The 15,770-nt window shown below is 47.0% G+C and carries 12 protein-coding genes; 3 read left to right on the forward strand and 9 right to left on the reverse strand.

What is annotated here, in order from left to right; genetic code table 11:
* Positions 1-25 precede the first annotated feature (25 nt).
* The 7 genes from BMZ54_RS15430 to BMZ54_RS15460 form a co-directional block, all read right to left on the reverse strand.
* A complete protein-coding gene (locus tag BMZ54_RS15430; protein ID WP_238386593.1) occupies positions 26-1,108 on the reverse strand; it encodes a tRNA wybutosine-synthesizing protein 4 beta-propeller domain-containing protein in 1,083 nt (360 codons plus the stop codon).
* 59 nt (positions 1,109-1,167) lie between these two features.
* Positions 1,168-2,091, reverse strand: a complete 924-nt coding sequence (locus tag BMZ54_RS15435) for a dihydrodipicolinate synthase family protein (RefSeq protein WP_089913286.1) — start codon at positions 2,089-2,091, stop codon at positions 1,168-1,170.
* Positions 2,092-2,102: 11 nt separating this feature from the next.
* A complete protein-coding gene (locus BMZ54_RS15440; protein WP_089913290.1) occupies positions 2,103-3,257 on the reverse strand; it encodes a sialidase family protein in 1,155 nt (384 codons plus the stop codon).
* Positions 3,258-3,270: 13 nt separating this feature from the next.
* Positions 3,271-4,743 carry a RagB/SusD family nutrient uptake outer membrane protein gene (locus BMZ54_RS15445; RefSeq protein WP_089913292.1) on the reverse strand — a complete coding sequence of 491 codons (1,473 nt, stop codon included), beginning with the start codon at positions 4,741-4,743 and terminating at the stop codon, positions 3,271-3,273.
* Positions 4,744-4,771: 28 nt separating this feature from the next.
* Positions 4,772-8,122, reverse strand: a complete 3,351-nt coding sequence (locus BMZ54_RS15450; RefSeq protein WP_089913295.1) for a SusC/RagA family TonB-linked outer membrane protein — start codon at positions 8,120-8,122, stop codon at positions 4,772-4,774.
* 63 nt (positions 8,123-8,185) lie between these two features.
* On the reverse strand, positions 8,186-9,424 hold the full coding sequence (locus BMZ54_RS15455; RefSeq protein WP_089913298.1) for a sialidase family protein: 1,239 nt from the start codon (positions 9,422-9,424) through the stop codon (positions 8,186-8,188).
* Between the two features lie 616 nt (positions 9,425-10,040).
* Positions 10,041-10,730, reverse strand: coding sequence for a FadR/GntR family transcriptional regulator (locus BMZ54_RS15460; RefSeq protein ID WP_089913301.1), 690 nt, complete (start codon positions 10,728-10,730; stop codon positions 10,041-10,043).
* 419 nt (positions 10,731-11,149) lie between these two features.
* Here BMZ54_RS15460 and BMZ54_RS15465 point away from each other — a divergent pair, with 419 nt between their 5' ends.
* Positions 11,150-11,950, forward strand: coding sequence for an OmpA/MotB family protein (locus BMZ54_RS15465; protein ID WP_089913304.1), 801 nt, complete (start codon positions 11,150-11,152; stop codon positions 11,948-11,950).
* Positions 11,951-12,073: 123 nt separating this feature from the next.
* Here the strand turns inward: BMZ54_RS15465 and BMZ54_RS15470 are convergent, their stop codons facing one another.
* Both BMZ54_RS15470 and BMZ54_RS15475 read right to left on the reverse strand, forming a co-directional pair.
* Positions 12,074-12,847: a M57 family metalloprotease gene (locus BMZ54_RS15470; RefSeq protein WP_089913307.1), complete on the reverse strand. Its 774-nt coding sequence runs from the start codon at positions 12,845-12,847 to the stop codon at positions 12,074-12,076.
* Between the two features lie 124 nt (positions 12,848-12,971).
* Positions 12,972-13,307: a hypothetical protein gene (locus BMZ54_RS15475; protein ID WP_089913310.1), complete on the reverse strand. Its 336-nt coding sequence runs from the start codon at positions 13,305-13,307 to the stop codon at positions 12,972-12,974.
* A 323-nt stretch (positions 13,308-13,630) separates the two neighbouring features.
* Here BMZ54_RS15475 and BMZ54_RS15480 point away from each other — a divergent pair, with 323 nt between their 5' ends.
* Both BMZ54_RS15480 and BMZ54_RS15485 read left to right on the forward strand, forming a co-directional pair.
* Positions 13,631-14,764 (forward strand): adenylate/guanylate cyclase domain-containing protein, encoded by a 1,134-nt coding sequence (locus BMZ54_RS15480; RefSeq protein ID WP_202909256.1) that lies wholly within the window; start codon positions 13,631-13,633, stop codon positions 14,762-14,764.
* A gap of 69 nt (positions 14,765-14,833) precedes the next feature.
* The gene (locus tag BMZ54_RS15485) at positions 14,834-15,769 is read left to right on the forward strand and encodes a helix-turn-helix domain-containing protein (protein WP_143081024.1); all 936 of its coding nucleotides are present in this window, start codon (positions 14,834-14,836) and stop codon (positions 15,767-15,769) included.
* The last annotated feature ends 1 nt before the right edge of the window (position 15,770 follow it).

A 15,770-nucleotide genomic window follows, 5' to 3' on the forward strand; every position in this document is an offset into this window, starting at 1 on the left:
CTTTAATTCAAATATGCTGTTCCATTTAATGCTGCTGTGCGCCGGCAGCTGTTGCGGTCAGCACATTCGGCGTTCTGGTGCCGGGACGTACTTCCCCTCCGGGAAATACCAGCAGCCCATTCCATTGTACAAAGGCCGTGGTTACCGGCGCCCAGATGCTTGCGTTGGGGTTTGTTACTGCATCCCCATTGCGATGAGTATCTATTTTTCCACTGCGTACCCAGGCATCCGTGTTAAGATCATACGTTAGTATCTCATCAGAAAATCCCGGATGCCGTTCCCGCAGGGCAGCAGCCTTCTCCGCATCCTTGCCTGTATCGCCGCCAAAAATGTGCAGCACATGATCATTACTGGCCAGGGCAGGTGTAGGCGCAGCCACTGTTGCATATGGCATGTCAGCACATTTACGCCAGCCGGTTTCCGGGTTATAGCGGTAAGCATCTTTTAAATATTCCCGCTTCCCGTTCTTTAAAGTAGCTCCGCTAAACAGGAAAAAATCGTGCCCCAGGGCGCCGGCAACACCCAGCATACGGGCAGGACCGGGCCAGGAAGGCAGTGTACGCCAGTGGCGCGCGGCTGCTGTATCTTTCAAATCCAGCATATAAAAATCACCTGCAGCTACCTGTGCATCCGGTGCTCTTAAGCCACCGGCAACATAAATGCAACTATCTGCCATAACGCCGCATGCATTGGCCAGTGGTTCCGGTAATGAAGGCATAACGGTAACGGCTATCTGCCCCTGCTGCCAGCTTATCAGAAAAACATCGCTGTAATGCCCCTCCGCGTTACTGCCACCTATACAGATCAGCCCATTTTCTGTTGATACGGATACGCCATAACCCAGTGGACGCGGGAGTTTGCCGGCTTCTTTCCAATGCCCCTGTGGATGCTCCAGCACAAAGATCCTGTCAGACCAAACCTTTTTTCCGCCATTCCAGGGCGTGCCTCCATTGGGAAAATTACTGCCGCCAGCAACAATCAATGCACCGTTTGCAACACCTGCAAAAGAGCCTGCAAATCCTGTTTTATCCGGTATGGCAGGCAAGGTATCCCAATGATACCCCGCCTGTGTAACTATGCTTCCGCCATGCATACAACTTTCAATCATACACCAGGTTGAGAAAATAAATATGAAATAATAAATACGTCTCATGACTATGATGTGGATCATTGTGCATTGGAAACAACTTCCTTCAGTACTTCTGCAAATTTTATCTCCTGCAGGTAATGGCTGATCTCCTGTTCCTGCTGTGCAGATAAGCTCACCAATGGCAGCCGGCAGGGTCCCAGATCCATGCCCATCAGCTTCATGATCGTTTTTTGCGTAGGGATAGGCGAATACCTGGAAAGGCACCGTATCATGTTAATGGCATGCAGCTGCAATTGCTGTGCTTCTGCTATCTTCCCTTCACGGAAATACGCCATTACTTTCAGGTACAGCGGCGCTGCAAAAGTGTAGGTGCTGCCAATGGCTGCCTGTGCGCCCACTGCCAGCGCAGGAAGCAGCAGCTCATCATACCCGTAAAGAATGTCAAACCTGCCGTTCTTATAATTCAGGCAGGCCTGGTATTCATGCAGGGTAGCCGCGGTATACTTGATACCGGCCAGGTTGGGGATCTTCCCTTCTGCAAGCCGCAAAAATTCCAGCATATCTATTCCCATCCCAGTGATCACCGGGATATGGTAGTAATAAAAAGGCATGTCCGGCGCAGCAGCTGCAATTTCAGCCATACAATCCACCAGGTTATTTACAGACGCCGGTTTAAAATAGAATGCCGCTACTGCGGATATTGCATCTGCACCGATCTTTTTTGCATGCACCGCCAGCTTCCTGGCTTCCGCTATGGATGGATGCCCTACATGCACCAGCACCAGGCAGCGTTTGTTCACTGCTTTTACATATGCCTCTGCAATGGTCATGCGCTCTTCTATAGTAAGGTTAGGCCCTTCCCCGTTGGTGCCGCAAATAAAAACGCCCTGTACCCCTTCACTGATCAGCTTATCTACCAGGCCGGGTACAAGGGACAGATCCAGTGAACCATCTTCATTAAATGTGCTGAATGTAGCCGCAATCAATCCTTGAATTCTCATCACTTGTATTGTTATTTTTTATTGTTTAGTAACCATGCCGCATTAAACTTTTTCAGCACCAGGCTATAATTGAATCCTTTAAAATCTTTTGTATTGGTTTCATACAGACAGTAAACCGTATTGTTCTTTCCCACCGCCATATCACTGTACCCCGAAGGGCCACTGTCCAGCACCCGCTGCACCGGCCAGGTTTCACCGTTATCATAGGAAAGCTTTACCGTGAGGTTACGGCGGGGCTGCTTGTCTATATTCCTGCTATCCGGGTTGGTAAATAACAGGGCATTCTTCCATTCAGGCAGGCTTACAATACTGGCCATACAGGCAGGATCAAACAGCTCTTCTTCAAACCGTATCGGGCTCCAGTTAGAAATACCATCATTACTGATGCTGAAGGCCCTTCTTTTAATTGCTGATCCGGAGCGTATGCTTAACAGCACACGGCTGTCAGCCAGCTGCACAGGCGTACTTTCATTGGGATTAGCAACAGCTGCAGTGCTATCTGCTACAATGGCTCCACGCTGCCAGGTTTTACCCAGATCATCACTATAGATAGTGGCCAAACAGGATGGCGAGTGGCTTCTGTGCGGGGTAAGCTTACGGGAATTGGCCAGCCAGGTGGCAGCCAGCAGCCTGCCGTTCTTCAGCTGAATACCGTGGCCGGGGCCAGGCGCCAATACCTTCCAGCTGTAATCCGGTTTAAACTGCTCATACACGGCAGTGATATTAACCGGCGGCGCCCAGGTAAGGCCATCATCTGCCGACCAGGTATAAAAAGCTTTATCATAATCCCGCTGGTACAGCAAATGGATAGTGCCATTTGCATCTACGATCGGTACCGGGTTGCCTGCAGGCCCCTGACTGTTGCTGTCAATAGGTGTTATTTGGCTCCAGGTCTTACCTTCATCCGTGCTTCTGCGCATGGCCAGGTGCATACCGGCCCAGTCGCTGGCGCTGCCTATCCTGGCCTCACAGAAAGCCAGCAGGGTATTTCGTTTGGTTAGTACCAGCGCAGGTATGCGCATGGAGGTATACAGGCCGCCCGGCTCAAATACCAGGTAGCTTTCGTTTACGGCCTTACCTGCTGTTCCTTTGGTAGTGCTGCAGGCCTGCACTATAACACCTGCGGCCAGCAGCAGGAATAGAACTCTTTTTTTGTTTGCCATCATTTTATCCTAGCTTTTAGTAACCATCCGTTTGTTTAATATTCGGGTTATTTGCCAGTACAGTACTGTTAACAGGCCAGAACAGCGGTGTGCTTTTACCAGCCAGGTTTGGCACATACGTATATACGTTAACGGTACCTCCCTTGTGAAATCTTAACAGATCAAACCATCTTTTGTTCTCGAAAAAAAGCTCACGGCCACGCTCGTCCAAAATTTCCTTTTCTACCGCCGTCTTCGTTACAGCTCCGGTATATGCGCCGGTACCAGCCCTTGCTCTTACATAATCCAGGTATTTTACGCTGTTGGCTACATCGTTTAATGCGGCATATGCTTCTGCTTTCATCAGGTATACATCAGCCAGCCGGTAAAGAATAATGTCATTATCCGGCACCCGGTCGTCTGAATACTTTGTACCGGGGTATTTGGTGATCCAGGATACTTTAGGACCAGAGGGCTGTCTTTCCACGATCCAGGTAAAGGGAATGCGCTTATCTGCTGTATTTGAGAACAACGATTTGGATAAGGGGCTTATCTGGTAAGCACCCTGCCCATTGCCTGATGAAACAGCATAAGGGATGGAATCAAGATTCAATGCGCCCTGTATGATGGAAAGGAAAGGCAGCGCATTCTTGGAATAATTGCCGCCTGAAGTTTCATCCCGCTGGAAATAAGCTGCCATCAGCACTTCTTTATTAGACGAAGCGCGGATGCCTGTAACATTTCCAAAATTATCATTCAGGCTTAATCCCGTGGTTTCAATATCGCTGATAAGGGTAACCGCTTCCTGCAGGTCGGCATTGCCGCCGCCCAGCACCTTGGCGCTCCATAAGAGGGCATCTGCCTTCAGCGCCAGCACAGATCCGTATGCAAAACGGTATTTGGAAGGATAGCTGGTAGCAGAAAAATTAGACATGCCTTTCAATTGCTGCAGGGCAGCATCCAGGTCGGTCTTTATTTGTTTCATTACTTCCGTAGCAGGTGAGCGGGGCAGCAGCGGAACATTGTCGTTTACTACCGCCTCCAGCATCAGCGGGGCATCGCCAATGACCCTTAACAGGTGAAAATAAAAGTATGCACGCAAGGCATAGGTTTCTGCAAGTATTTTCTTTTTCAGGTCAGGGTTGGAGTTAAAAGCAAAACCCTGAATCTTATCCAGGAGCAGGTTACAGTGGCCTATGCCCTTGTACCATTCTGCATAATTCACTGCGCCGGAAGAAGGTGACAGTGTATGTGACCATGCTACCGTGAACCTTGAGTTGGAAGCGGAGATCAGCTCCTCTCCCCTTTCTGTTCCATAGGTAACATTATTGGCAAGAGAGCGCATCACCGTGTAAATGCCTACCAGGTTAGGCTCAAAGTCGCCTTCATTCTTAAAGAACACCTGTTCGGTAATGCTGCTCTGCGGTGTTACATCCAGTATGCTCTTACATCCTGATAATACAGCTGCTGATAAAAACACCATTAATATTTTCAAGCATAATTTTTTCATAAAACCATGTTTATTCCATCTAAAAAAATCAGAACCTCAAATTTGCACCCAGTGAAAACTGCCGTGGCCTGGGATATCCGCCGGGGTCAAAACCACTGTATATTTCAGGATTTAGCCCGGTGTAACCCGTCAGATAGGCCACGTTATAAACACTTGCAAAAACGTTCAGCCCTGCTGCTTTGAATCTATTGGTGATATGAGCGGGAAAATCATAGGACAATGTTATCTCACGTAATGCCAGGAAATCACCTTTTTCAAACATTACAGATACATCAGACCCATAACCGTTATTATTGCCCAGCGTTGCGCTGCGCAGGTAATTGCGCTGCCCGAAATCATAATCCGCAAAAGAGAACCTTGCATATTTTTTACCTTCATCGCCCTGGGCTTTCCAAACATCCGGCCCTATAGCCTGCGAAGGCGCTCCTTCATTAAAAGCCCGGCCCTGCCCCATGGAACGAGCCAGTGCGCCGTTACTGATAATATGGCCCAATGCATAATCGGCAGTGATCCTTAAAGAAAATCCTTTGTAGTTAAATGTATTCTGAATACCGCCTATCTTATCCGGGTTGCGGTATCCTAAGAACACCTGGTCTTTGGTATCAATTACACCGTCGTTATTAACATCTTCAAAAATAAAATCGCCACCCCGCTTGCCTACAATAATACCCTGCGGTGAAGCCAGGTTATCTTTTATGCGTGCGTTCCATGCGGCTGCTTCCTCATTGGTTGCAAATACGCCCAGTACATTATAGCCCCAGATCCCATAAGGCCTTTCTCCTTCTGCAAAACCACCGGCTTCAATTTCTTTTCCGCTGGCTTTGTCAAAAATAAAATCGCCTCCCTGCCGGTTCTTGGCACGGTTATTCTGCGGCAGTTTTGTAATAACAGTTCTGTTAAATGCAAAAGAGAAGTTGGCGTTCCAGCTGAATTTTGGCGAACGTATGATGGCGGCGCCTATGGCTACCTCTACCCCGCGGTTACGGAGCGCCCCGTTATTATAGGTGATAGTAGTGAAGGGCGCTTCTGCGGGAAGTGGTTTGGAAGTAAGCCGGTCTTTAGTGAGCTTATTATAATAGTCTACAGAAAGCGTGATCCGGTCTTTCAGGAAACCGGCATCCACGGCCAGGTCTGTAGTAACGGTAGATTCCCAGCGCAGGCCGGGGTTGGATAAGCCGGCCCGTATAATACCTGCATACATAGCATAGCTGGCAGATGAGTACTGCCCGTAAGTATCTGACAGGCTTAACCCGCTGAGGCCTGCAATACCCCAGCTGCCCCTGATTTTCAGGGAGCTTACGATATTACTTTTCCAGAAGCTTTCCTTATCAATATTCCACCCGGCGGAAAGAGAGGGGAATAATGCATATTTATTATCGGGTGCAAAGTTGGAGAACCCATCGTAACGTAAGGTGCCACCCAGTATGTACTTCATTTTATAATCGTAGCTGAACTGGCCAAAGAAGCTGGCAGATCTTGTTTCACCCAGCGTAGTAGAAAAATCCACTACGTTGCTGAAAACAGAACCGTTAATAACGGTGGTGGTAGGTTCGTCTATGGTATAAATGTAATCATTGGTAGCGCGCTGGGAGCCCATGTCCTTTACATGGTTGGTATTGCGGGTATAGTTCATGCCGGCCAGCAGGGTAACATGATGGTCCTGCTGAAGATTAAAATCATACTGCAATACCTGGTCTATCATCAGTTGGCGGGAGCTGTTGGTGTAATCATCTTTCCAGCGCTGCATAGAGGGTTGCACCTCATCTGCCGGCGTACCTTTTCTCATGAACATCTCCGTATAGTCATCAATTAAATAGGAAAGAGATGGTTTGAAGTGCAGCCCTTTTATAATAGTCCAGTCTGCGGCCATACGGGTTACCATGCGCTCTGTAGATGTTCTCATATCATCATACTTGAGCGTATGAAAACGGTTCCTTACGGTGTAAAGCTCGCCGGGCGTGGGATTGCCGTCATCCTTAAAGATCCTGATAAGCGGTGTGATACGGATGGCCCTTACCAGGTCGTTCTGATAAGCGTCCACATATTTCGGGATCACATTCTGGTAGTTCACCATAAAGTCCAGCTTAAGATTATCGAAAGCCTGGTATCCGAAATTGCCCAACACATTGTAGCGTTTATAGGCTGTGCCTACCAGCACTCCTTTTTGATCCGTATATCCCATGGAGAAATTGTAATCCGCTTTATCCGTACCGCCGCTGATGGTTACATTATCGGTATTGCTCAGGCCTGTTTTCCAGAGCATATCCTGGTAATGATTATCTGCATACAGCAATTTGGTTCCGGGGTTTATAGGATCGTCCATTGTCTGCCAGCCGTTTGCCAGCAGGTTATCCACGTACTGCTGCCCTTCTACCGCTACTATGTTATCATACAACGCGGTCAGGTATATATTCTTGCCATACTGCCCGGGTTGGGTGTATACACGGGTACCGGCAGAAAAGCCGCCGTTATTCAGCAGGTTATCTTTATTAATGGCATCGTCCGTATTAGCTACGGTTGTACGTGCCAGGCGAAGGTATTCCGCTGCGGAAAGATATTTGTAATCCCTTGCCTGCGTTTCCCAGGTGGTTCTGTGGCTAAGCGTAATGCTGGACTTTGTGTTCAGCCTTCCTCTTTTTGTTTTGATAACAATCACCCCATTTGCACCACGGGCGCCGTAAATAGCGGTGGAGGCGGCATCTTTCATCACCTGCAGGGATTCAATATCATCCGGGTTCACATCATTCATAGAACGGAACACGCCGTCAATGATCACCAGCGGATCGCTCCCGTCTGATGCGCCGATGGATTCGCCATTATTATTACCCAGGCCGGAACCATATGCATTGGGCTTGGTGCCACCGCGGATAATGATGTTGGTAGCACCTATGCCGGGCTGCCCTTGTGTGATGGGGATAGACACACCGGCTACTTTACCCTGCAAGGCCTGCACCGGGTTAGGGTTTGGATTATTCTTCAGCTCTGCCGCATCCAGCTTGGAAATAGCGGCAGTATTCTTTTTAACGGATTGCTCCGTATAACCTACGATCAATACCTCGCCCAGCTGTGAGGAGATGGTTGATAGCAGGATGTTGTGTTCTCTCCTGTTGTTTACAGGAACTTCTTTTGTGGCATAGTTGATCATGCGAAGCAGCAATGTTTCATTGCCGGACGCCAGCTTTACAATAAAGTGGCCGCCTTCATCGGTAACGGTGCCGGAGGCAGGTTTGCTTTTTACGGAGATGCTCACCCCTATCAGTGGCTCGTGGGTGGCAGAGTCACGGACTGTCCCGGATACCGTGAACTCAGCGGACTGGCTGTAACTTTTCTGTATGCCGAACAGGAAAAGAAAGCAGCAGCAAATTCTTAAGCATTTCATTTGAGTCTGTTGAAAGGTTCAAAAAATGTTGGCAGATGCTCTGGTAAAGGGATCCCTGATCTATCAAGGTTCAGGATTTCCGTTCAGGATCCAGGGCAGATTAAACTTGTGAAATTCAATTGAACGGTGGCTGGTGGAATTATTATTTGTATCCTCATTGGTTTCAATTAACGCGGCAACATGATAATCTGCAGTTTTGATCATGCTGGTGTAGCCTCCCTTGCCCTGTTGCTGGGCTTCATCTTCTGTAAGCCAGTCGTAGATACGCCTGCTTATAGGCCAGGTTTGTCCGTTATCATAGCTGATGCGTACCCGCATTTTTCCGCGGGTAACGGTGCTGGCGGAGTTCAGGAATACGATGCGGTTGGGCGCATCAGTATTATAGCGCAGTATAGACGCTTCGCACTTGGGATCCAGCAGCGTATTATCTGATGTAAAAGCAGGAAAGCCGCTTTCAATGGTGCCCACTGATACTCTTCTTCTTTTGGAGAGCTCCCACTGGCTGGTAACCGGGCGGTCATTGCGCAGTAAGGTGCCATCCATTCTTTCTACAATAGTACCTTCATCAGAACCCTCAGGTGTAGGCGAATAGCTCCAGGTAGCGCCATGATCATCGCTGTAAATGTTACGGCCTTTGGCAGGAATAATTAACCTGCCGGGATGATTGAACTGTGTAACAATACCAATGCCCGGGCCCATAGCATCCCAGGTATATCCCGGTGGCAGCAGGGCAGCTGTTCTGTCAGCCGGTGTTGACCAGGTAGCGCCCTGGTCATCGCTGTAGCTGGAATACACTTTTCTTTCTCCCCAGGTATCGATCTGGCTGATGGAAGTTAAGGCCCCATCATTCCATGACATAAACACCCATATTCTTCCATTCGTGCCGTAAGCTGGATCATATACGGAGGTGGGGTTTCCCCAGGTATCGTCGCCGGAGGCAGCAATCTCGCCCATGGCTGTCCAGGTGGCGCCATTATCAAAAGAGCGTTTATACACCACGTTTATATCGCCCCAATCGGTATTGTTCCAGCGTCTGCATTCGCAGATGGCTACCAGGGTACCGTTCCTGGTTTTAACAATGGAAGGAATGCGGAAGGAGTGCTGCCCACTGGGGCCGCCATCAAAAAGGGTCAGATAACTATGGGATTGCGCTGCAGCAGTAGCGGCCATTACTGCCTCTTTACCTGTTTCAGGTACAGGTTGCAGCCGTTGTTCTGTATTGCTTTTTTTGCACGCGGCAATAAACAGGCAGGCGGCGGCAATCAGGGTGCAGCCCCCTAATAGTGGAATGGTGGATTTCATAACGTAGATTTTATTAGTAGTTATGTTCTACATAATAAATGTAGAATTTGTTTTTAGATTACAAAAATTTTAGGGCAGATTTTTTTTATGGGATGAGGGGAATAAGAGGCGTATGCCGTTACTGCAGGCAGTTACAGTGGGTATTACGGTAGTGGATGGCAGGTGTTGATGGCGGGTTGCTAGCGTGCGAGTGAGGGTGGATGGTGGGTAGATGGTGTGGTGATGGCGTGCGGGTAAGATGTATGCTCTATTTCCGGGGCGTTACGGCGGCAGAATGGTGGATAGCTGGCAGGTTAATGCTATATGGCGTTACACGGCAGAATAGTAAAGCGGATAAAGGATACGGATAAGGTGTATGCCCAATGGCAGGGCATTCAGCAGTATTACAATAGCAAGATGGTTAAGTGAATAAGGGTGGGTGCACATGAAGCGTATCCCCTACAGTTGGCATCCGGCCGTAGTATTAAGTAAATGATGGTACAAATTAAGATGAGTTGCATTCCTGTATGGCAGGTCTTCCAGCAATATTACAACGGTAAAATAGCGGTGTGGAGTGGATCAAGGACAAATGCCGGCCGCTCTAAGCCTGCGGTTTTGAGCTACCTACTGGTCCTACCTATTTTTTAAAACTTCTTACCCGGTCAAAATGAGGTTGCAGGTGAGATAACATCCCTTCCTTAAAATCTTCGACCGTTCCTTTTCTTAATATTTTAACGAGGTCCTGGTGGGTAACTTTTCCTGAAATCACTTTCTTTTTTTCCAGCTTTATCACGTATCCGAAAATGGGCAATAACAGGCTCTGAAAGCGTTTGAGCGTATTGTTGCCTGTCATTTCATATAACTTGCTGTGGAATGCGATCTCGTTGCTGATCCGGAAATTGTTGTCTTTCTCTTTCATTTCCCGGGCTGCAATTTCCTCCAGCTCATCCAGGTCTTTTTCCGTTTTATGGATATATAAAAGATCGGCAATTCCCATTTCCAGCGCCAGCCTTAGCTCAAACAGATCCTGCAGCGTGGCTTCATCCATAATTTCCGGGGTCATCACTTTTTCAAAAGTGCCTACAATGTCAGGATTGGAAATAACCATGCCTGATTTTTTCTTGGCTTCTACAATTCCAAGCATTTTAAAGCGGCTTAACGCCTCCCTTACTACATTGCGGCTTACGCCTAAAGCTGCCGCCAGCTCCAGCTCCGTGGGCAGGGGATCACCGGGCTTAAAGGACTTCTGCGCAAAATACTCCCTCAGGCTTATCTCTACCCGCTCAGCCATCGACCTGGATGAAATTGGTTTAATACCATTAACCATAAATGCTTCTTTTGTACTACAAGTAAACAAATATATAAAGAAATTATCGCTGCCTGTGTTTATATAATTATTACCTATTTACAAACCAGACCATTAAGATCTTCCAGCTATTCCAGGATCAATGAATATATGATGCGGAACTGCTGCGGAGCCAGTAGACCATCCGCGCAATGCAGTTGCATTTAGGCATAAAGTTTGCCAATCACCTGAGTTATTTATAATAACACTTAAGCCCTGTTCCTGTTAAAGGGCTGGTTAAAATACTCACGGGAACACAGGAGCGTTTCGCATTGGGAAATAACAACTTATGCCATCATGAAAAAAATTTAATGCCTGCTTTCATGCAGTTGCCGGAAAATTCCGGTACCATAATTACGATAGCTCACTGATTGTTTATACTTTAATCCAAAAGTTTTATTATGAAGTATGCCGGAAAAACCTTTGCAATATTAATTGTATCGCTGCTGCTGCTGGCAAGTTGTGTGTCCAAGAGAAAATACCTTGACTCACAGGTAGCATTACGCTTATCAAAAAGCGATAGTGTATCACTGGCCAGGAAGATCAATAGCCTGCAGGATAATATTGCACAGCTGCAGCAGCAGATCAAAGAATTAACCGATGCCAACACCAATGCACAGGCCAAACAAAGCCAGCTAAACTCACAGCTAAGCAGCAGTAAAGAAGCCTATCAGCAACAACAGCAAAAATTACAACAGCTACAGTCGCTGCTGGATCAGCAAAAACAAAAAGCCGCAGAGCTCCGTAAAAAAATGACAGATGCCCTGAGCGGTTTTAATTCCAATGAATTAACCGTAACACAAAAGAACGGTAAAGTATATGTAAGCCTCAGTGAAAATCTGCTCTTCCCCTCGGGGAGCGCTGAAGTGAATGCCAAGGGTAAAGATGCATTGAGCAAGCTGGCCGCTGTGCTCATCGTCAACCCCGATATATCTGTTAACATAGAAGGCCATACGGACTCTATTCCCATCCGCAGCAAGTACCCTGATAACTGGGCGCTGAGCACTGCCAGATCCACCGCTATTGTGAGGATCCTGGTTAACACTTATCATGTAGATCCTGCAAAGGTAGTGGCCTCCGGTCACAGCCAGTACGATCCTGTTGAAAGCAACAGCACGCCGGAAGGAAGGGCCAGGAACAGGAGAACAGAAATTATACTCACGCCTAAGCTGGATGAGCTGTATAAATTAATTGGCTCGTGACCTAACGTTACGGCCTGAAAATAAAGAAGACGTTATCTTAAAAAGGTAACGTCTTTTTTATGTAAGCAAGAAGGGAAGCTGTTTTTGTAATGGCAGCTTCCCTTCTTGATACGAGGTACTATGTTATTGCGGATACAAGATCTGTGTAGCCAGCACATCCCCTGCTGTAAAGCCATTCCAGGGCAGTACAAATGAATTCATAACAGAGTTAGCATCTGTTTGCGGAGTACCGGGTATGTATGTTCCACTGGTTTGGTTGGTATGATGGAAGCCAATGGTGTGGCCCAGCTCATGCGTTATGGCAAACAGCTTCTGATTAGCTGCCAGGCTATTATAATATGCATTGATCTCTACACTTACACCAGGCCTGCCATTGGAGGCGGGTAAATAAGCCCGGGCGATCCAGTTTGCAGTTTCATTACCCATAAAAACCCTGCAATGTGAGTCGGACTGGCTGGTTACAATAGACATGCCCAGCCTGGTGCCGTTAACAGCATTCCAGTTATTCACCGCGCCCTGGATAGCTGTTCTCCAGTTAGACGGTACAGCTGCATCAATGTACAGCTTGATATTCGTGTTGTAGGTGTTGCTTACAATGTAAGTGTTCCTACGTTGCTCTGTCTGGGGAACGCCGGAGTTGTCCTTCTTCCATACGGCTACACGTTGTTTAAGTTCCGGTAAGGTCATCAGGATATCCAGTTCAACAATTACGCGGTCTTTGTCAAAAACAATGTGCTGCTTATCAAATCCAAGGCTGGTAAGATAACTGGTCATTTCTTCGGTGTTATCAGCAGCAACAACATCTTTTTTCTCCTCTTTGGAGCATGCGGAGAACAGTACAATTAAAAAAGTAAGGCTAAGAACGGAATAAAGGTGTGTTTTCTCAGGGGATCTCATAGTAAAAATATTAAGCGTTAAACAATGTACTAAAGCTAACGCATATGGGGTGTAGTATACTTTCAGTCATTAAGAATTTAATAGCTGTAGTGATCAATTTATGATCACTACAGCTATTCCCGGATCAATACTGCAGCTGTAAGCCTCTTATTTTATTCAGGGCATCATCCAGCAAACTATAATCATCTGGAGCTATTTTTTGTTCAAGCACTTCATTTACCCAGCGGTCATAGCTGGTAGTAAATAATAACATTCCCTGCTCCGTTAGATGGGAGGCCTTGATCTGGGTTTGCGCATTAATCTCCTCCCCGGGATTTAAGATCGGGGTAACCGTCAGGTTCTTCTGTTCAAGATAATTAATAATGCTCCTGAAATAATTGTAAACAGTAGCATTCCGTAATACATGTCCCCTGCCCCTTTTTGTATTCCAGTTAACTTTGTCAATGGTGTAGTCTTTCATTGTTGCGCTCTTATGGTTAATTACTTTCCGGGGGATGTTGCAAAATTGATGCTAACCATATGGCCATTTGATAAAAAAGTGTTTACATGAAATACAAATACTTAATTACTAATTATTTGTAAATTATTAACACCAAACTAACACCGGGCCTTGTGAACAAGCAGTTTCAGGAAGAAATTATTGATCTTAATTGCCTATAAATTGATGGACTTTTAGCTTGCAGAACAATACACAGCGCAACTTTTTATAATAGATGCAATTGGCCCTGTTACTGCCCCAAAACAAAGTGTTGCTTTCTATAAACAAAATGCCCATCGTATAATTTGCAGGTATCCGATGGCATTGTAAGGAACGGCCCGGCGCGGTTTTACCTGAAAAAGGGATATATTGTAAACGGAAACTTACACCTGATCATGAACAAGAACACCTTGTACAAGCTGAAGCAGCTACTCATTATTACGGTGATATGGCTAATAATAGGCTTTCTTATTCCGTTCTACGACCGCCTCGCTCTTTTTACAACCAATGCTATACAGCCGGTACCCAAATACACCATGCTGGAGGCCATCATTATCAATATGGGAGCAGCGCTTATAGGCGCCCTGCTAGGTGGCAGCTTCCTGGTCTTTTTTGTTAATGTGCGGTTCAGGGATAAATCTTACGGGTATACGATCGTTGCAGTAGCGCTTTGCTTCATATTGGTGATTGCGATCGTTAATATTATCCTCCGTTTATTCAACATACCTTCTGACTGGGACCGGATCCTGAAGAACTGCATGGTGTGGGGGGTGATCGTTACTATTACGCAGCTGTTTGTTCAGATCAATAACAAATTCGGACAAGGAGTTTTCTGGAACATCATCCGCGGCAAGTACAACACCCCCAAGGAAGAACAGCGGATCTTCATGTTCCTGGACCTAAACTCCTCTACAACCATCGCCGAGCAGCTGGGTAATAAAAAATACCATGCCTTTCTGAAGGATATTTTTACCGATATCACGGATCCCATACTGGACAACAATGGAGAGATCTATCAATATGTTGGCGATGAGGTGATCGTGGCCTGGAAATATGACGATGGCATACGCAACAGTAAATGTGTGCAATGCTTCTTTGATATCAAGCTCCACCTGCAGCAGCTGCACAACAAGTATATGCAGCAGTATGGGCTGATGCCGTCCTTTAAAGCCGGCATTCATTGTGGTAAGGTAGTGGCCGGCGAAGTAGGCATCATTAAAAGGGATATTACCTATTCGGGCGACGTATTAAATACAACCTCCAGGATCCAGGGCATGTGCAAACAGTTCAATGAAGAAGTGATCGTGTCCGGCGTGCTGGCCGCCTCTCTGCGCCTGGCAGGCCATTTTGCAACGCTGCCCCTTGGTTCTATTAAGCTGAAGGGAAAGGAGAAGGAAATGCTGCTGATAGCGCTTAAATCTATGACAGCTGAGCGATAGCGCATTGAGCTTTGTTTGTTTACCGCATTCACTAAATTCCGTACCTTTGAATTATATAAGGGCAAAGCTATGGCAGACAAACTCATTCCCACTGAATCCCTGGTGCAATTCTATAAACGCACTGGCCAGGATATTCCACCGGAACTCCTCCATGAATCCGGCAAGGCACATTTTAATGTCCGCGAAACCCTTACCTGCACCCGCAAAACGCCTTTCAACCGCCGCGACTATTTCAAGATCTGCCTTAGCAGCACTACAGGAAAAGGCAGTGGCATACTGCTATATAACGACCAGGAAATACAGCTGAACCAAAGCTGTCTGATCTTTACCAATCCCGCCGTGCCCACTTCCATAGAAGTAACGGCGCCGTTTAACCGCTTTTACTGTTTATTCAACATGCCCTTTATAGAAGGCCATATACCCCGTGATGTACAATATGCCTGCCCTTTGTTCAATCCTGCCGTGCAGCCGGTAATACCCGTCACAAAGGAAGAAAGAGAACGGCTAGGCGTGTACTTCACGCAAATGCAGGTGCTGCAGGCCACCGATTATCCCTTTAAATGGGATATGATCCGCAACCTGCTGCAGCTGCTCATTCATGAAGGCATCCGTTTACAACAAAGCCGCCAGGCGCCGGCTTCCCTGGTGCGCGACCGGCTGGTGAATGATTTCTTTGCCTTGTTGAATCAGCAGTTCCCGGTAGATTCGCCTGAAACTCCTTTGAAGCTATTGACGCCGGCCCGCTTTGCCGACCTGCTGCATGTGCATGTGAACCATTTGAACAGTGTGGTGAAAAAGCATACGAATAAAACCACCCGTGAAATTATTCATGAACGCGTGATCACAGAAGCAAAAACATTGCTGCGCAATACAAACTGGAATATCGCAGAGGTCGCCTACGCGCTTGGCTTTGAATATCCTTCACACTTCAATAAATATTTCAAGCAGCTTACTACTCAAACACCATTGGAATTTCGCATGGGAAAGAAGATGGTGGCAGCCTGAA

Source organism: Chitinophaga rupis, from assembly GCF_900109685.1.
Classification (GTDB): Bacteria; Bacteroidota; Bacteroidia; order Chitinophagales; family Chitinophagaceae; genus Chitinophaga; species Chitinophaga rupis.